This is a genomic window from Fibrobacter sp. UWP2 (assembly GCF_900141705.1).
Taxonomy (GTDB): Bacteria; Fibrobacterota; Fibrobacteria; order Fibrobacterales; family Fibrobacteraceae; genus Fibrobacter.
Window position 1 is genome coordinate 24,607 of the sequence record NZ_FQYM01000011.1, and the last position, 18,693, is coordinate 43,299.

The window sequence follows — 18,693 nt, forward strand, 5'->3', positions numbered from 1 at the left end:
CGGTTTCCACCGGCGGTTTTTCTTTCTAATTTTTATACCGTATGGCTATTATTCCAACTCTTAAAGAAAATCTCGTTATCGAGAACATTCGCCCGAACATCGAGGGCGGCCGATTCATGATCAAGCGCGAGCCTGGCGACACCGTGACGCTCCAGGCCGACATTTTCCGCCACAGCCACGAAAAGTACGATGCCGCCATTTTCTACAGGCACGTCTCCAAAAAGAAGTGGGAGAAGGCTCCCATGCACTTTGTGGATAACGACCTTTGGGAAGGCTCGTTCACCGTGGGCAACATTGGCTATTACGAATACAAGATTTGCGCCTGGACCAAGGAGCCCAAGGATGTGCCGACGGAGAGCCCGGTGATGCGCCTCCGTGTGGACCCTGTATACAGCCGCGTGGGCACCTGGTACGAGATGTGGCCCAAGAGCCAGGGGACCGACCCCAAGAAGAGCGCCACCTGGAAGGATTGCGAACGTCAGCTCGACTACATCGCCGACCTCGGATTCGATACCGTGTACCTGGTGCCCATCCACCCGATTGGTGTTACCAACCGCAAGGGTGCAAACAACGCCCTGCACGCCAAGACCGACAAGAAGGGCAAGCCGTTGGAACCGGGTTGCCCCTATGCCGTGGGTAACAAGAACGGCGGCCACTACGACGTGGACCCCGAACTCGGGACCATGAAGGACTTTGAACATTTTGCCAAGACGGCCCGTGCCAAGGGACTCCGCCTGGCTTTGGACATCGCCCTCAACTGCAGCCCGGACCACCCGTATGTGAAGTCGCACCCGGAATGGTTCTACCACGAACCCGATGGCAGCATCAAGTTCGCCGAGAACCCGCCGAAGAAGTACGAGGACATCTACCCGTTCGACTACTACAACGACAACTACAAGGCTCTTTGGCAGGAAATCGAGAACATTATTTTGTTCTGGGCCGACAAGGGAATTGAAATCTTCCGTATCGACAACCCGCACACCAAGCCTTTCCCGTTCTGGGAATGGCTCATCGCCGACGTGAAGGAAAAGCGCCCGGAACTCGTGTTCCTCGCCGAGGCGTTCACTCGCCCGAAGATGATGCACCGTTTGGCCAAGAGCGGTTTCGACATGAGCTACACGTACTTTGCCTGGCGTAGCGCCAAGTGGGAATTCGAGCAGTACCTCAAGGAACTCACGCAGAGCGATGCCAAGGAATACATGCGCGGCATCTTCTTCCCGACGACACCCGACATTTTCCCCAAGTACCTGGCCTACAAGGGACCGAACGCCTTCAAGCAGCGTTACTTCCTTGCGGCGACGCTCTCGAGCCTCACCGGCATGTACAACGGCTTTGAACTGTGCGAGAACATCCCGAGCCCAGTCAAGGAAGAACTTGCCGATAGCGAAAAGTACCAGTACAAGGTCCATAATTGGACGGGCCCCGGCATCCAGGACTTCGTGCGCCGTGTGAATACAGCCCGCCAGGAACATGTCGCCATGCAGGAATACGACAACCTCGAATTCCACTACGCGCAAAACGATCAGCTGATGGTCTACTCCAAAAAGTCGGGCGAGGACATTATCCTTTGCGTGTGCAACATGGACATGGACAACGTGCAGGAGGGCTTTGTCGAAATCAACATGTCAAAGCTCGGCCTTGCCGAGGACGCCTTCTACTTTTTGAAGGATGTTATCACCGACGACAGCTTTGTGTGGCGCGGCAGCAAGAACTTTGTGCGCCTGGACCCGGCAAGGGCCCCTGGCCATATGTTCGTGCTCAAGAAAATCTAGCCCGAAAGCCTGTAGTTGAAAAAAGCAAGCCATGAAGGCTTGCTTTTTCTTTTTAGAAGGAGAATGTCTTGCCTATGAAGACCTCCGCCCCTTTGAGCGAGGCGAGCGTCACGCCGCCACGGAAACCGGTGGGGTGGAAGTACGAGAACGTAATGGGAATGTACGTGGTGTTGGCTTCGTCGTTGATGTCCTCCTTGGTCCAGTCGAACTGGAACGAAAGCCCGCCGTATTTCCCGTTTTGCCCAATGTAGCTGCCCAGCCAAAGCGACACGACGGGGGAGAACCCGTAACCGTCGTCGTAGTTCTTGACGTGCATTTGGTTGTCCTCGAGTTCGCTTCTCCGGTCGTCAAAATCGCCGCCACCCTGGAAGGCCCTCATGCCTCCGCCAAAGCCTAAGAATACGTTGAACGGATGGAACTCGGCGCCGACCGTCAGCTGTTCCTGTAATGCCCAAAAGCTGTGGCTTTTCTCGTCGCCGCCATTGCTGAGCCAGTAACTGTAATTGTCGGCGCAGTTCTCTTTTTTGTCGCAGGCGAAGTTCAGCTTGCCGCCAAACCCGCCAACGTGGGTGCTGATGAACAGGGGGGACGCGATTCCGCCGAAATGGAACGAGCCTCCCACAATGCCGCCGCCACCGTATATCTGGTCGGTGTTGAACCAGGACTCGTGTAACAGACCGACGCCGTCTACAGAAAGCTGAAATTCGGCTTGCTTGGAATCGGGTGCCGATCTGGCTTGGTGGACGATGGGTGTCGGCAGGCTTCCCATGGATCGGAAAGATGTGCTGACGCAACCGCTAAGGGCGATGCAGGAACCGCAAGTTAATACGGAAAGAATAGATCTTTTCATTTTTTTTCTCCAAATAAACCACATACAACAAAAAGAATATACGATATTTTGTACAAATTTAAAACCCCGCTCTATAGCAAAGAAATGGACTTTATGGAGCACTTTTCATTTGAGTGCAACGACTGCAATGTCAAGCGGGAAGCGGAAAGCGAGCCGTTTGGCGTTACCAGGGTGTTGACGATTTCAGACAAAGGTAAAATTTTAGACACGAAGTCATTTTGCAAACGATTGTTGCCTAAATTGGCGGATCCTACGGGTTTTGTGTCAAAATAGACGGTTGTGTTCTCGCAGGTCCCGGGGACGAATTCCACGAAGAGGCTTTTGAATTTGTCCATGGACCGTATTTCGCCTAGGCTGATGTGTACGCCGTCGTAGCGGTTGCCAAAGGCGATGTCGAGGACGTTTTTTCCGTTGAACTGCGATTCCGCAATTTGAACGGTGTTGGACCAGGGGGTGATGGCGTATTCGCTGTTCGGGTAGATTTTGTCGCTGGTGACTGCGCTTGGTGCTGGCTCCAAGGCTCGTGTATTCGTGATGATGCGTGGCTCTGAGAGCGTGACCTTGGCTCCATTGGAATTCAGGATCAAGCGGAACCAGCGATGCTTTTCCAATGCTTCCGTGTTGGCGGGCAGTTGCCAGCGGAGGGTGTGCTCGGATCCGTCTTGGGTCACGTTTTGCTCTGTGAGCTGGACTTGCCCTCCGCCATTTTTGACATAGGTGAGCAAAAGTTCCGCCTTCATCCAGTTGCTTTTGGGCGAATCCACCTTGATCTTGATTTCAAAAGAACTCCCCGAAGGAGGAACGGTGGCACTTTGGAATGTGGCCACTTTTTGCCAACCGGCGGGCAGTTGGAATTCTACGGTGTTCTCGGATTCGCTGGCGCCTTTGTTATAGTCGTAGCGTGCGTAAGCGAGGTCTTGTGTTTGTAAGACACCGCCGTTTTTGATGATGTCGGGCATGGCGGTTTGGTCCATGCAGCTGGCGCTTGGCGCAAAGAATCCGTTGAGCATGGGGTTCCTGAACGTCTTGGCGTCGTAATCGTAGTCCTGCTTGGCGACCTCGCAAAGGACCCTCCAAATGTCGGTCTGCATGCCAGCGAGAACCTGCGGGTCTATAGTGCCGTCCTTGACGGGCGATTCAATATGCCTGCCGCTTATGGCTTCGCCGTATCTCGGGTGCGTGGGGTCGATCCCGTAAGCCGCCTTCGCTGTGGAACGACCTTCGGGATTTTCGAATTTTATGTCCTTATCGGTAATAGTATGGGCGCAATCCGAACGCATTGAGAGCTCGCCGTTGCACTTGAGGTCCAAGGCACTAGCCGTCGGGATGAATGTGCTGACGGCTTGGTTTAACTTGTCTGTTTCCCACTCGGTATTGAGTTCCACGTCGATGCCAAAGGAGTCGAAGCCGACTCTGTAATACATGGTGCCGGGAATGGCCTCCATCATGCCTTCGCGCAAACTTTCGTACATGGTTTGGGGGAAGGGGTAGGTGCTGCCCTGCACAAAATCGAGCCTCGAAATTCCGTAAGCCGTTTTGCTCTCGTCTTCGGATGCGGTCCTGTACTTGCGATTGTAGGCGAACGTTGTCAGAGGTGTTAAAGAGTACCCAAAGTGGCTGCTCGCCCTCCCCAGGACCTTGCCCGCCAAGCTGGCGAAACGGTTCAGGTCGTAGTAGGTGTTGGCATGGCTAGGATCTTTGCCTTTGAGTTGCCCCTGCGCCACCAGCACGGCGGGGAACCCCTTGTAATTGGCCGCTTTACGGTATTCGCCAAATAAAAACCGACTTTCGGCGGTACTGGAGTCATGCCTTTCGGTATCGGTTTGATATAGCAGTAGGTCGCGTGCGCCAGGTCCCTTGATGAGGTCGTTGAACGCTTCCGCCGAGGCGACACCGCCCTCGGTCGCCCAGAAGTCGATAGTCGAAATCAGCCCTCGCGGCATGACTGCTCCCTGGTGCGGCGAATCCAACGATGCGTAGAGGCGGATGGGGGCTTCGGTTTTGCTGCGCGTTATATCGTAGCGGTAGGCGGCATAGCGCCCGATGATGCCTCCCTGGCTAATGCCGAGTGCAATAAAGCCGTCTTCTGCCCTGTTGGGGAAGGGAAGCTGACTGTTGGAATTCAGGTAGTGCATCAGGTTGACCAGGGATTCTGCGTTGCTTGTGAGCGACCTTCGCACCGTTTGCGAAAACTGCACTAGAACAGGCGTGTATCCCAGGGACTTGAGCATCGCCGGGATGCCGAATTCGCGGGTGTCCTGCTCGAATTGGTCGAGTGTTCTCTGTTCGTCGGTGCTCAAGTGGATCCCGTCGATAATCAAAAACGGGCGTTCCAGGTATATCCCGAATTCGCCGGCGTCGCTTTCGGGGGCGTCAATAATACGGATGCGTACTTTGTGAATGTAACTATTGAAGAAACTTTTTAAAGAAGTCGCTGCGGTGTCGCTGGCGCAGCGCATGAACTGTTTTGCAAGGCAGGGGGAAACCCCGTTGCTGAGTTCAAAAAAATAAAGGTCCGTACTTTTGGCAAATGGGAGGCCCACGAGCGCAAGCAGCAATGCCATTGTTTTTATGGTAAATTTCATTACTTTACCTCCAGGGAAAATTTTTGTTGAGAGACCGTTACGCCGTCATTCAATTTGATGCGGATTTGTTGAACGCCCGCCGAAGGGAACTCCAAGTTGACCTGGTTCATGGGGGCGAGGACTTCGCATTTTGCCGAGGTGCAGATTTCTGCCTCTGGCATTTTCCCGCTTGTAGAAATCACAAAGGACGGGTCGTAAACGAAGGTGACTTTTGACGTGCCGGTGTACGATGTCGGGATGCCCGCCACGAGCAAGTGGTAATCGTTGAGCTTGGTGCTGTTGCAAAGCGTATCTTGGCAAGTGGCGTAACTATAGTCTAGGCTCGCGACCAGCAAGGGGATGGTTTTCATTTCGTAGGCGGCTGCGGTGCTGCCCGCGTCCAGGTAAAGCTGCTTGGGATTTGCAATGACGCTGTCCCTAATTCGGTTGCGGTCGACAAGGTAGAGACTCTTGTACCACCCGTCACGCGATTCCTTGGGGCTGAGGCTGTCGCTTTTCAAGAACCTTGAAATTTGCCGGTGTTCTCCCTCGGAGAGCACAAAGCTGGAGGCGGTTTGCGCTTGCCATGCTGCGCGTTTCTGGACGTCGTAGTGAGCCGATGTGGCTGGGATGGGCTCGTCGCCCCACAGGTCTGCGCGCACAGTCGAACTGGGGTCCACATTTGCAAACGGGTAAGTGTTTTCTTTGGAGTCCTGAATTGTGAAGGTAGCCTTTGTTCCCGAGGGCGCCCCCCTTTGAGTGCAACTTAAAACAATGTCGTCTACAAAAAGGGTTGTGTACTGGTAGCCTTTCACGTTAAAGAGTCCAATCCATATTTTTTGCAGTTCGAGCTTGCTGCCTGCGGCAAGTTCTGTTACGGAGATTTTCAAGGAGCTCGTCTTGTTGGCGGCAAGGTCTGCAAAATGCACTTGGCCGGTTCCAAAGTCGCCCTCTATCCACACGCCGAATTTGACGTTTTGTGTGGCGCGCGCCTTTAGGGAGAGCGTCCCTCCGTTGACTTTTACGGGCATGGCGTTAAACACGAGAGCCCCTTTCCAGTCGGCAGTTTCGCTATTTTGGCCCGAAAGGCGGATGTAGGGGAATTTCATGTTCTCGAAGTCGCCCCAGTTGGCATTCCATTCGGGGAATTCGGGGAAGGTCGCCCCGGCTTGTTCCATGTGGCCGGGGGTATTGTTGCCGTTGTACAGGATTGTCTCTTCGCAAACCTGCGCATGATTGACCGTGGCAAGGACAACGCCTGCCAAGGCTATTGATTTGAACAACCTACTTTTCATAGGTGTCCTCCAAAATGTTGGGATATATCAAGGACGGCTGCTTTAGCCGTGCAAAAAGATTCTTTGGCGAATCTTGCCGGGAATTATAAAAAAAGAAATTGCGCCGTAAAGGGGGTGGGCGCAATTTTGATTATTTTGCAAACAACTGTAGACAGCCTTTAGTTACTACTAGAATCTAGTAGTAATTTGAGGTATGTGCAGTAGGTGTCGCCGACGACCTCTGCCTTGTATTCGTATTTGTCGGGGTAAAGGAGTTCCAGTCTTTTTTTGAAGGTGGTGAGTCCAAGGCCGCTCGATTTGGAATTCGATTTTCGCGGACGGTTTGAATTCTCGGCGGTAAACTGCAAGGTGTTGCCGCTTTGTACTATGGAGATGTGGGCAAAGTTGTTTCCCTCGGTGCTGCTGCTGTGCTTCATGGCGTTTTCCATGAGCGGCATGGCTACGAGCGGGGCGACTTGGATGTTCGGGTCTTCAAGCTTGGTCTCGAACTTGAAATCGAACGATTCGTCAAGCCTCAATTTTTCGAGTTCGGCATACTTTTCTAATATGTCGACATCGTCTTTGAGGGCGATGGTCTTGTCGGAGGTCTGGTAGAGCATCACGCGCAAAAGCTTGGAGAGTTTTGCCATGGAGTTCTCGGCCCGCTTGGGGTCAATTTGGATGAGCGCCGAGATGTTGTTCAGCGTGTTGAACAAAAAGTGCGGGCTGAGTTGGTTCTTTAAAAAGTCCAGCTCGTACTGGAGTTCCGAACGCTTTTGCTCGCGGGCAAAAAAGAGTTGCACGACCTGCCTGACAATGAGGTTGTAAAATACGGAGATGACACACACGAGAACGACAAGTAAAATGAACGAGATGATAGTCCAGACGCTTAGATGCCCCTTGACAAACGAGAAACAGTACGTACTGAAAAAGTACCCGACGCCTTCGCCTGGAGTACGGTCTAGTAAAAAGAATACAATTTCGCGCAGGAACAGGGCAAGAAAGATTAATAGAGAATTGTATACAAAGTAAGATAAGTAGTGCTTTTTGAAAATGCAGCGGGGCACAAGGAATTTTTGGTTTGCCGAGAAAATCACGACCGTCATGATGAGCGGAGTGTAGTAGGCGACAAAGTTACGGGGATTGATGGAACTTTGGGTGTAATAGTTCGGGTCCAGCAAAAGAACGATCGGGAACAGCAAAAAGAACGCCCATAATAAGAAGTTCGCCACAAATGGCGGAACGGGGTATTTGAGGCTGACATTTTCGTCTTCCAGTACTTTGCGGAGGCGTTTTTCGTTGCGTTCCAGGTCTAGGTCCTGGAGGTTTTGGAATATGCCTCGCTGGTTCTCGAAGAAGTGCGTAATGACATTTTTGGGTTGTTTTTCACTCATAATGGTAAAATTAGGTCAAAAATTCGCTTTTTGCACCCCCAAAATGACATTTTCGTGACGAAAACACCATTTTTCAAGACAAAAAAACAATTTAACTTTTGCGAACGGCATTCCCGATAGTGACACTGTCATTTGGTTGCGGAGGTAAATTTCTACCTGTAAACAACTTAAACTACAGAGGTCACTATGAATTCGAATGCACGTACAAGAGATGAAAGGGATATTTACTTTCAGTACTTGAGCGAGATTTCCAAGTATCCTCTGCTTACCAAGGAACAGGAAAAGGTTCTCCTCAAAAAAATCAAGGAAGGCAGCCGCGCCGCCCTGGATTTGCTCGTCAAGTCCAACCTGCGTTTTGTGGTGAATATTGCCAACCTTTACAAGGGCCAGGGCCTCGAAGTGGGCGAACTCATTAGCGAAGGCAATATGGGCCTTATTGAAGCCGCCCGCCGTTTTGACCCGAACCAAAAAATCAAGTTTATTAGCTACGCCGTCTGGTGGGTTCGCCAGAACATCACCCGCGCCATTGCCGAGAAGGGACGCATGGTCCGCATTAGCGCCGAAAAGGAACTGGTGCTCCGCCGCTTTAGCAAAAAGGGCGGCAAGCTCCGCCAGGTCGTGGGTGGCGGCTACGTGCTGGATCCCGACAGCCTCGTGGGCGTTTCCAAGTACAAGGCCGACTCCATCGAGAAGATTTTGATGATGGGTTGCCGCACCGCTTCCCTCGAAGCCCCGGTTGGCGAAGACGGCGACTCCACCTTGGGCGAATGCCTCGCTGCCGAGGACGTGCGCTCTGACGAGGTTGCCGAGAAGATCGACCGTAGCGAAGTCTTTGAAAAGGTGATGTCGCAGAACCTTTCCGCCCAAGAGAAGGACATAATCAAGCTTTACTTTGGTTTCAACATGGATGCCGACTTGAATCTCAAGGAAATTGCCCCGATGGTGGGACTCTCCAAGGAACGCGTGCGCCAGCTCAAGGAAACCGCTTTGGCAAAGCTCCGCAACGACCAGATTGAACGTTTGCTGAATGAAGCCGCCTAACTTTTCTCTTATTCTCTCTCTTTCCTTTAAAAACCGGTCTTTTAGACCGGTTTTTTCCGTTTTTCTCCCCCGCGGAGCGTTGGAAATTGTATTTTTTTGCTATGAATTTTGGTATACTGAATTTCCGCAACTTTTTTGTTGCCTCCCTTTCTGCCTTGTGCCTTGCCAATGCCGCAACCGACAAGCAGACCCCTCCCGGTGATTTTTACGACGAAGTCTCCCGACTCAACAAAGTCCTCTCCGAGGTGAACCGCAAGTACGTTGAGGACGTGAACCCCACGGAACTGACCGATGCCGCGCTGAACGGCATCCGCAACATTTTGGACCCGCATACCACGGTGTTTACCCCCAAGGACTACGAAGGCCTCAAGGTCTCCATGGAGGGCAAGTTCGGTGGCGTGGGCATTACCATTAGCCTTCGCGACAACATTTTGACGGTGATTTCCCCGCTTTCGGGAACGCCCGCCTTTAGGCTAGGCATCCGTGCCGGCGACCGCATCCGCAAAATTGACGGCAAGGACACCAAGGGACTCTCCCTGGACGACGCCGTGAGCAAGCTTCGCGGTAAGATCGGCACCGACGTGACGGTTTCCATTGAACGCGAGGGCGTGCCCGACCTCATGGACTTCACCATTACCCGTGCCGAGATCATTGTTCACGCGGTGCCCTACTACGGCATGGTCACAAGCGACATTGGCTACATCAAGCTGGCGACCTTTAGCGACAAGACGACGAGCGATGTGGAAAACGCCATCAAGAACCTGCAAAAGCAGGGGATGAAGAAGATTATCCTCGACATGCGCTACAACCCGGGTGGCCTTTTGAACCAGGCCATCGAGATTAGCGAACTCTTCCTCAAGAAGGGCAACGTGATTGTGAGTACCCGCGGTCGCACGCAGCGCACCGAAAGCCGCGCCCGTCGTGATGGCATGGTCAAGGCGGACATGCCGATGGTCGTGCTTGTGAACCAGGGGTCTGCGAGTGCTGCCGAGATTGTGTCGGGTGCCTTGCAGGATTGGGACCGCGCCCTCATTGTGGGCAAGACCTCCTTTGGTAAGGGCTCGGTGCAGACGATTTTCCCGCTCGACAACCAGGGTAACGCCCTCAAGTTGACGACCGCCTTCTACTACCTCCCGTTCGGTCGCTGCATCAACAAGCCCGAGAACGGCATCAAGGGACTTTCCCTGCAAGACGAGGAAGAGGCCGAAGAAGAAGGGGCCGAGGTCAAGGATACGGCCAAGGCCGATACCGCGAAGCGCGATACGTTCTATACCAACAATGGCCGCATGATGTTTGGCGGCGGCGGCATTACGCCCGACGTGGACGTGGAACTCTCCCCGATGCCCTGGGTGATGCAGGTTCAGGAACGCATGGCCATGTACTTCAAGTTTGCCGTGAAGGCGCGTCCGGGCCTGGATGCGAGTGGCGTGAAGATTGACGCCAACTGGAACGTGCCCGATTCCCTCTACAAGCAGTTCAAGGAATACTGCATGAAGGACACGAACTTTATGAAGGTCAAGAGCAACGCTCTTGTGGGCGTGGACCAGCTCGAAAAGAGCATTATCCGCGAACAGAACTATATGGGCGACAGCTCCAAGACGGTGTCGGACTCTGTTTTGGCAACGCGCATCTCCGAAATGCGCAAGGCCTTGGAAGCCAATCGCGACGCCCAGTTCGACGAGAACAAGGAGTACATCAAGGACGGCATCAAGCGCGAACTCTTGACCGCCATGGTGAACGATTCTGTGAGCACGGCGTTCTCCCTCAAGCGCGACGAGCAACTGAAGGAAGCCATCAAGTACCTGAGCGACATGAACCTCTACAAGAAGGCGATTAGCGCTCCCGATAAAAAGGCCGCCAAAAAGAACGACAAGGCCAAGAAAAGCGACAAGGCCAAAAAGTAGCAGGTCCCATTGATTTTGATTCTCAACAGCATGGCAGAAGCTCTCGGACGGTTTGTCCGGAGGTTTTTGCGCACGGTGGTGAACTACCTGTTGTTTGTGTGCGAACTCTTTAAGAATGTGCCGGGCGCCTTTACGAACTTCCACACGACAGTGGGACAAATGCAGGTGGTCGGCATTTCGAGCATCCCCGTGGTGATCGCGGCTTCGCTCGCTACGGGTGCAGTGATGTCGTGGCAGCTGGCCTACCAGTTCGGCGACATGATTCCCATGATGTTCCTCGGCATGGCGGTAGGCAAGTCGGTGATGGTGGAACTTTGCCCGATTTTGACCGCCATGGTGCTTGCCGGGCGTATTGGCGCCTCCATGTGCTCGGAACTCGGTACTATGGCCGTGACCGAACAGCTGGACGCCTACAAGGTCCTGGGGTTGAACCCCTACAAGTTTTTGCTGGCGCCACGCCTTATTGCGACGGTGATCATGCTCCCGGTGCTTACTGTATTGAGTATCTTCATTGGCATTGTGGGCGGCTACGAGGTGGCTCACCTTTACAAGGAAGTCTCGTTCTCGGTGTTCTTTTACGGTGTCCGCATGTTTTACCATGACTGGGACCTGGTGGTGGGCCTTATCAAGGCGACGCTTTACGGCTACTTTATTGCGAGCTATGCCTGCTTCTTTGGCTTTACCACCCACAGTGGCGCCGAGGGCGTGGGCAAGAGCACCAAGGCCACCGTGGTGGCCGGTATGACGAGCATTTTGATTGGCGGATTCACGCTCTCCAAGCTTTTGCTGGTGTAACTCGGATGGCTTTTGAAACAAAGAGAAAGTCGGGTGTGAACGGAACGACTGGCGGGCGCGTTATGGACATCAGCGTGCTTTTGGAACGCGTTCTCGACAAGAACAACATCTCCCAAGACATGAACTTCCAGGTGTTGTCGGAACGCTTTTCGGAGGTGGTTGGAGAGACGGTGCTACCCCACGTAAAACTCGTGAAAATCGAGGGCCGCACATTGGTGCTCAAGGCCGCTACTTCGGCTTGGAAACAGGAATTGTTTTTGCAAAAAAATGCTATTATTACCAAGTGCAATAGCGTGCTCGGGAAGCCCTTTGTTCAAGCGATTCGGTTCGTTTAGCAGGGGCTTTTAAAGGGCGTTTTTATAGATATTTTAAGAAGGAATGTAAGAGGAAATATGGCAGAAGAAAGCGAAGAACTGAAGAAGGCCGAAGAGGATTACAGCGGCAGTAGCATTACCGTGCTCGAAGGCCTTGAAGCGGTCCGTGTTCGCCCCGCAATGTACATCGGTTCTACCGACATACGAGGCCTGCACCACCTGGTGTGGGAAGTCGTGGACAACTCCGTGGACGAAGCCCTTGCCGGGTTCTGCAATCACATTGAAATTTCGATTTTGCCGGGCAACGGCATTCGCGTAACCGACAACGGGCGCGGCATCCCGACGGACATCCACCCCAAGGAACACGTGGGCACCATAGAGGTGGTGATGACCAAGCTCCATGCCGGTGGCAAGTTCGACAGCAACTCTTACAAGGTCTCTGCCGGTTTGCACGGTGTGGGCGTGAGCTGCGTGAACGCACTCTCGAACAAGCTCATTGTGACGGTGCGCCGTAATGGCAAGGTGGTCAAACAGGAATTCTCGAAGGGCGTCCCGTGTGGCCCGCAGGTGGAAGTGGGACCGAGTGATGGCACTACCGGTACGAGCGTCGAGTTCTACCCCGACGACACCATCTTCTCCGAAACCGTTTATGTGTACGATACGCTCGCTACGCGTTTCCGCGAACTCGCCTTCCTTATGAGCGGGCTCCGTTTGACGCTGACCGACGAGCGCGACCCCGAGAACATCCAGTCCGATACGTTCTGTTTCCCGGGCGGGGTCTCGGAATTCGTGCGCTACGTGGATGAACACCGCACGCCGCTTTTCCAGGACCCGATCCACCTAGTGCTCTCCGATGGTCAGTACCCGCTCGAAGTGGCTATGTGGTACAACGACGGCTACCAGGAGAACTTCTTTAGTTTTGTGAACAACGTGAACACCTACGATGGTGGTACGCACGTGACGGGCTTCAAAACTGCCCTTACCCGCGTGATTGGCAAATTCGCCCAGGATATGCCCAAGGGCAAAAAGGAAGCCCAGATCACAAGCGACGACATTCGCGAAGGTCTCACTGCCGTCATCGCCATCAAGGTGAGCCAGCCGCAGTTCGAAGGGCAGACCAAGAGGAAACTCGGCAACTCTGAAATTGCCAGTTATGTGAACAGCGCCTTTGGTGCGAAACTCGAGGAATTCTTCCAAGAGAACCCGAACGCCATCAAGGTGATTTTGGACAAGGTGTACAACGCCGCTGTGGCCCGCGAGGCCGCGCACCGCGCCCGCAATCTCGCCCGCCGCAAAAACGTGTTGGAGAGCGGCGGTCTCCCGGGCAAGCTCGCCGACTGCAGTAGCCGCGACCCCAAGGAATGCGAAATGTTCATTGTGGAAGGTGACTCTGCAGGAGGTTCCGCAAAAATGGGCCGTAATCGCGAGTTCCAGGCCATTCTCCCGCTCCGCGGTAAGATTTTGAATGTCGAGAAGGCGAGCCTCCATCGCGTGCTCGACACCGAAGAAATCCAGAACCTGGTGAACGCCATCGGTACGGGCATCGGTACAGAGTTCAAGATCGAGAAACTCCGTTACGACAAGATCATCATTATGACCGATGCTGATGTCGACGGCTCCCACATCCAGACGCTCCTCCTCACGTTCTTCTTCCGCTATATGCGCCCGCTCATTGATACGGGACACATCTTCCTCGCCATGCCTCCTCTGTACAAGCTCAAGGTCGGGCAGAAGGAAACCTACTTGTTTGACGAAGACGCCAAGGACAAGGCCATGGCGGAAATCGAAGACAAGAAGAATGTGAACATTACTCGATTCAAAGGTTTGGGCGAAATGTCGCCGGAACAGCTGAACGACACAACCATGAGCCCGCAGAGCCGTTTCCTCAAACAGTGCTATGTGGAAGACGCCGTGCTTGCCGACCAGGTTTTCAGCATGCTCATGGGCGAAGATGTGGAACCGCGCCGCAAGTTCATTGAGACGAACGCGTACAAGGTTCTGGGCGACTTGGATATTTAACGATGTCTTCGACGAAAGCTGACTTCCAGGTGGTTTTGGGACAAGCCAGGGCGCTTGTCCAGGACCAACTCGCCATGGCCGAGAAGGTCATTTTGCAAGTGGCCGAAGCCGCTCCGGCTGGTATTAGCGATCGTCTGGTTTCCCTGTTTGGTCGCAAGGGAAAGCGCATCCGTTCGACGCTCCTTTGCCTGATTTCAAATTGCGGAAAGCTGCCCCCTGACTCTAACCGAGTGGCGCAGGCGTGCGCCAGCGTAGAACTGCTGCACTTGGCGAGCCTGGTGCACGACGACATTATTGACGGCACGGAACTCCGCCGCGGCCAGATTACCGCCCACAAGGAATGGGGTACCCAGGTGGCCGTGCTTATTGGGGACTACGTGCTTTCGCAATCCATGCGCTGCGTAATTGACGAGGAAGTTCACGACGTGCCGGTCATTATTTCGGATGCGGCGGATAAACTCATTGTGGGCGAAATCATGGAACTGGACCACACGGGCGAAATGACGCTCTCCAGGGCCACGTATAACGAAATTATTGACGGAAAGACGGCCGCCCTTATCGAGGCTGCTGCCCGCATTGGCGGCATCATGGCGTGCTTTGACCAGCCGCTTGTAGATGACTGTGCCAAGATGGGCGCCCATTTTGGCATTGCCTTCCAGATTATTGACGACCTGTTGGATTACGGCTACGGTTCCAAGAACCTTGACAAGGCGAAGTTCACGGACCTCTCCAACGGTCTCATTACGCTCCCGTTGCTGTATTACTTTGAGGACTGCTCTGCCGAGGAACGTTCCGAGATGGAGACCCTCATCAAGTCAGCGCAAGAAGACGGCGTCGCTGAAAAGATCCTTGCCAAGCTGAACGAGAAAAAGTCGTTTGACAAGGCGAAGGCCGAAGCCCAGGACCATCTGGAAAAGGCTTTGCAGATAGCCGAAAAGTTCCCCAGGAACAATTTTACCGAAGAAATCATCGCCATGTTCGCCTCGATGAGCGAACGCGGAAACTGAACTGGATCCTTCGCGTCACTTCCTCCGCATCCAGATGCTCAGGAATGCCACCACCGACAAGATACACACCGCGATGATGCCCCAGAAGGCCATGCCCGAGCCGGTGAGCGCGTCGCCGTTCATGCCAAAGGGAAGCTTCACGTTCATGCCGAACAAACTCGCGAAGAACGTCGGGAGCGATATGGAAATCGTCACGATGGTGAGGTTCTTCATGAGCTGGTTCACGTTGTTGTTGATGACGCTTGCGCGGGCGTCCATCATGGATGTCAAAATGTTGGCGTAAATGTTGGCCTGTTGCAGGCTCTGCCCGTTCTCAATTTGGAGGTCTTCTAGCAGTTCGCGTTCGGCCTCCGTCCAATTGAGGCTGCGGCCCATCTGCAGTTTTTTGAGCAGCGTGTCGTTGCTGTTGAGGGCACTCACGTAGTAAATCAAGCCCTTGTTCAAGCTGAACATGCTCAAAAGGTACTTGTTCTCCATGGAGGTGTTCAACCGCTGTTCCAAGTCGTCGTTGATGCGGTTGATGATTTTCAAGTGCTCGTTGAAGTGGTTGATAGCGAAGCTCAAGACCTTAAGCACGAAGGTGTTCAGGCTGTCGATTTTAGAAAAACGCTTTTCGTCTTGGACGGGGATGTCGCTGTCGGTAAGGAGCAGGACCCAGTCCTTGAAAATGAAGATGCCGAAGGATTCGACGCGGAACTGGAAATTGTCTTCGGCGGAATAGTTCTTGGGCTTTTTGAACACGATGGTTGTGAAGTCGTCGTCGTATTCAATACGGGAAAGTTCGTCGGAGTCGAATGCGGAAGCAATGGTGTGTTCTGTGATTTCGTATTCCTTGACCAGGACGCTGCGCTGTTCCTGACTGAGGGAACCCATCATGACGATGTCCGCAGCTTCTTCGTTCGGAGCCACTGCGAGACGACCGGATTCGATTTTGTAATACTTGAGCATGCGAGCCCCCTTTGATCGAACTGGGGACAAAGATAGAAATAAATTCTGTCAGAAATAAAAAAGAGCCTAGAAAAATCTAGGCTCTTGTAAAATTCTTAGCGTTAAGTAGGATTACACACCCTTCTTGAACTTCTTGCTCCACCAGAGGACGATCGGAGAACAGACACACACAGAGGAGTAAGTACCGATAAGGATGCCGAAGCACTGCACCAAGCCGAAGTCACGGATGGAGGAACCGCCCATGACAGAGAGGATGATACAGACGAAGAGGGTCGTCGCCGAAGTGATGATCGTACGGCTGAAGCACTGGTTCAAGGCGGTGTTGATGGTCTGGCCAAAGTTCGCCGAACCGAACAGGTTGGTGTTTTCACGAATGCGGTCAAAGTTCACGATGGTGTCGTTCACAGAGTAACCGATCATTGTAAGGAGCGAAGCAATCAAGGCGCCGTCGAACGAAAGACCGAAGGCGGAAATGAAGCCGAGCGTGATGATGGTATCGTGAATAAGCCCGAGCACGGCGGACACGCCGAAGCCAAGACCGAGCTTGCCGAATCGGAACCACACGTAGAGAGCGATGCCGATCCAGGCGAGAATCACAGACAAAATAGCGTTGAAGCGGAGTTCCTTACCGATGGTCGGACCCACGCTGTCCTTGGCGACGATTTCGACCTTCTGGTTTGCCTTTTCGAAGGCCTGTGCCATGGAGGCTTCAAACTGGGCCACGTTGTCGGAGGATTTGACACTGATCTGGTAGGAGTTGGCCGAAGTACCGCCGAGTGTGCGGACTTTGGCGCCACTGATGCCGGCAGCCGAGAGTGCCTTGGAGAGGTCAAGCTCGTGCTTTTCGCTATCCTGGTACTGCACGGTGTAGACCTGGCCACCCGTGAAGTCGATGCTGAAGTCGAATCCCTTGACGGCGATGCAGGCGATGCTTGCCACAATGAGAATGCAGGAAAAGAAACCGAACTTGCGGCTGTTCTCAACAATCGTGAGCTTGGCTTCGTTGATGGCTTTGAAACCGTTACCGAGGCTGAGCGTGGTGCGGTCGGCCTTGAACAGACGCCAGTCGATGATGGCGCGGGTGACGGTGATGGCGCAGAAGAGAGAAGTGAGGATACCGATGGTAAGAGTAAGACCGAAACCCTTCACGGAGCCGGTACCAATCTTGTAAAGGATAAGGCCGGTAAGAACGGTCGTCAAGTTGGAGTCCAAGATGGCGCTGAAGGCGCGTTCGTAACCCTTGGCGACTGCCGCGCGGGCGGTAAGGCCGTTCTTGAGTTCTTCGCGGATACGTTCGTAAATAATCACGTTGGCGTCAGTTGACATACCGATAACGAGGATGAAGCCCGCAATACCGGGGAGGGTGAGGGTCGCGTTGAACACGCTCATGACGGCAGCCGTCACGAGGGCGTTGATGACGACGCCCACACCGGCAATGAAGCCACCGAGACGGTAGTAGCCGATGAGGAAGAGGATGCTGATGAAGAGGCCCACGGCACCGGAGCCGAAGCCCTGCACAATGTTTTCTTCACCGAGGGTGGCACCCACGCTGCGGCTTTCGATGATGTTCATCGGGGCTTTGAGGGCGCCGGCACGGAGCACGACGGCGAGGCGGTTGGCCTCGGCCATGTCGTCCAGGCCGGTGATCTGGGCTTCGCCGTTCGGGATGCGGTCACGGATGACCGGGGCACTAATCACTTGGTTGTCGAGCACGATAGCCATCTGCTTGCCGATGTTGGCTGCAGTCACGGCAGAGAACTTTTTGGGACCGATGCCACCGAACTTGAGGCTCACGGCCACTTCGCCGGCGTTGGTACCATCGCTAACGCGGTACGGACGGGCGTCGGTGATGTCGTCACCGCCCATTTCGGCGCGGCGGCGGAGGAGGTAGAGGCGCTTGGCCTTGATTTGGGAGTCGCGCTGCATCTTTTCGAGGCCGCTGCCAAAGGCGAAGGCGACGTCGCGCGGGATGAGCTTTTGCACTTCTTCGAGGGCGAGGAGCTTCTTGACCTTTTCAACATTGTCTTCGGAGATGAAGCCGCCGTTGCCAAAGGAGAGGTAGTAGGCGCTGAGGGCCATTCCAACCTCGGCTGCCGGTGCGGCTTCCTCGGGCTTGGTTTCGGTCGAAGGATCCTTGGCGCTGTCGGCGGCCTGGGCCACTTCGGTTGCAGGAGCCTTGCCACCGAGAAGTTCTTCGTCGGAGAGCTGCTTCGTGGTGTCCTTGGCGGAAGCGACGGCGCTATCCTTGGTGGCGGCGCTGTCCTTGACCGTGGAGTCGGCGGCTGCCGTGGAATCGGCGGTGACGTCGGTGGTCTGGCGGGTCAAGTACTGGTCAATGAGTGTCACGACCTGGGTGAACTTGTCGGATTCCGCAAGGATCTTGAATTCAAGCTTGGCAGTGGAACCCACGAGGGCCTTGGCGGTAGAGTCGTCTACGCCGGCCAGTTCAACCACAATGCGGTCGTCACCGGACGGGGAGATTTGCGGTTCAGAAAGGCCGTACTGGTCAACACGGTTACGGACGATTTCCAGGGACTGTTCTTGGATGTCCTTGATGTCGTCCTTGGGACCGAGGCCGGACTTGTCGATTTCGAGGGTGATGCTCGTACCACCGGCAAGGTCCAAGCCGAAGTTGATGGACTTGTTGGCCACCTTCGGATTTTCCTTGAGGAAGGCTTGCTTTTCTTCACCCTTTTTGGTGTGAACCTGGATAGAGGGCCATACAGTGTAGGCCGAGAGAGCAATGACGAGGAGAATGATGAATTCTCGCATGCCGAATTTGTTTTTGTTCATTTGTAATCCCTTAAAAGG

General features: G+C 53.9%; 13 protein-coding genes. 7 read left to right on the forward strand and 6 right to left on the reverse strand.

Annotated elements, in window-relative coordinates:
- Positions 1-41 precede the first annotated feature (41 nt).
- Entirely contained in the window at positions 42-1,772 is a 1,731-nt protein-coding gene (locus BUB55_RS07035) for a maltotransferase domain-containing protein (RefSeq protein WP_073189466.1), read from the forward strand.
- Positions 1,773-1,824: 52 nt separating this feature from the next.
- On the opposite strand, the gene BUB55_RS07040 is transcribed toward BUB55_RS07035, so the two are convergent.
- From BUB55_RS07040 to BUB55_RS07055, 4 genes are all read right to left on the reverse strand, one after another.
- Positions 1,825-2,622: a hypothetical protein gene (locus tag BUB55_RS07040; protein ID WP_143152954.1), complete on the reverse strand. Its 798-nt coding sequence runs from the start codon at positions 2,620-2,622 to the stop codon at positions 1,825-1,827.
- 71 nt (positions 2,623-2,693) lie between these two features.
- Positions 2,694-5,207: an alpha/beta hydrolase family protein gene (locus BUB55_RS07045; protein WP_073189470.1), complete on the reverse strand. Its 2,514-nt coding sequence runs from the start codon at positions 5,205-5,207 to the stop codon at positions 2,694-2,696.
- A complete protein-coding gene (locus BUB55_RS07050) occupies positions 5,207-6,481 on the reverse strand; it encodes a hypothetical protein (protein ID WP_143152955.1) in 1,275 nt (424 codons plus the stop codon). The genes BUB55_RS07045 and BUB55_RS07050 overlap by 1 nt, the downstream gene beginning before the upstream one ends.
- A gap of 158 nt (positions 6,482-6,639) precedes the next feature.
- Complete coding sequence (locus tag BUB55_RS07055) at positions 6,640-7,854, reverse strand: sensor histidine kinase (protein WP_073189480.1); 1,215 nt, start codon at positions 7,852-7,854, stop codon at positions 6,640-6,642.
- 186 nt (positions 7,855-8,040) lie between these two features.
- Between BUB55_RS07055 and BUB55_RS07060 the strand changes: the two genes are divergently transcribed.
- The 6 genes from BUB55_RS07060 to BUB55_RS07085 all read left to right on the forward strand — a co-directional run bounded on the left by BUB55_RS07060 (position 8,041) and on the right by BUB55_RS07085 (position 14,934).
- Positions 8,041-8,895, forward strand: a complete 855-nt coding sequence (locus BUB55_RS07060) for a sigma-70 family RNA polymerase sigma factor (RefSeq protein ID WP_073189481.1) — start codon at positions 8,041-8,043, stop codon at positions 8,893-8,895.
- A 101-nt stretch (positions 8,896-8,996) separates the two neighbouring features.
- Complete coding sequence (locus BUB55_RS07065) at positions 8,997-10,799, forward strand: S41 family peptidase (protein WP_073189552.1); 1,803 nt, start codon at positions 8,997-8,999, stop codon at positions 10,797-10,799.
- Positions 10,800-10,829: 30 nt separating this feature from the next.
- Complete coding sequence (locus BUB55_RS07070; protein ID WP_234971836.1) at positions 10,830-11,594, forward strand: MlaE family ABC transporter permease; 765 nt, start codon at positions 10,830-10,832, stop codon at positions 11,592-11,594.
- A 5-nt stretch (positions 11,595-11,599) separates the two neighbouring features.
- Entirely contained in the window at positions 11,600-11,929 is a 330-nt protein-coding gene (locus BUB55_RS07075) for a DciA family protein (RefSeq protein ID WP_073189485.1), read from the forward strand.
- A 57-nt stretch (positions 11,930-11,986) separates the two neighbouring features.
- Positions 11,987-13,927, forward strand: coding sequence for a DNA topoisomerase (ATP-hydrolyzing) subunit B (gene gyrB, locus BUB55_RS07080; protein ID WP_073189487.1), 1,941 nt, complete (start codon positions 11,987-11,989; stop codon positions 13,925-13,927).
- A 2-nt stretch (positions 13,928-13,929) separates the two neighbouring features.
- The gene (locus tag BUB55_RS07085; protein WP_073189489.1) at positions 13,930-14,934 is read left to right on the forward strand and encodes a polyprenyl synthetase family protein; all 1,005 of its coding nucleotides are present in this window, start codon (positions 13,930-13,932) and stop codon (positions 14,932-14,934) included.
- Between the two features lie 15 nt (positions 14,935-14,949).
- On the opposite strand, the gene BUB55_RS07090 is transcribed toward BUB55_RS07085, so the two are convergent.
- Both BUB55_RS07090 and BUB55_RS07095 read right to left on the reverse strand, forming a co-directional pair.
- A complete protein-coding gene (locus BUB55_RS07090; protein ID WP_073189491.1) occupies positions 14,950-15,882 on the reverse strand; it encodes a magnesium transporter CorA family protein in 933 nt (310 codons plus the stop codon).
- A 111-nt stretch (positions 15,883-15,993) separates the two neighbouring features.
- Positions 15,994-18,675: a protein translocase subunit SecDF gene (locus BUB55_RS07095; RefSeq protein ID WP_073189554.1), complete on the reverse strand. Its 2,682-nt coding sequence runs from the start codon at positions 18,673-18,675 to the stop codon at positions 15,994-15,996.
- Between the last annotated feature and the right edge of the window lie 18 nt (positions 18,676-18,693).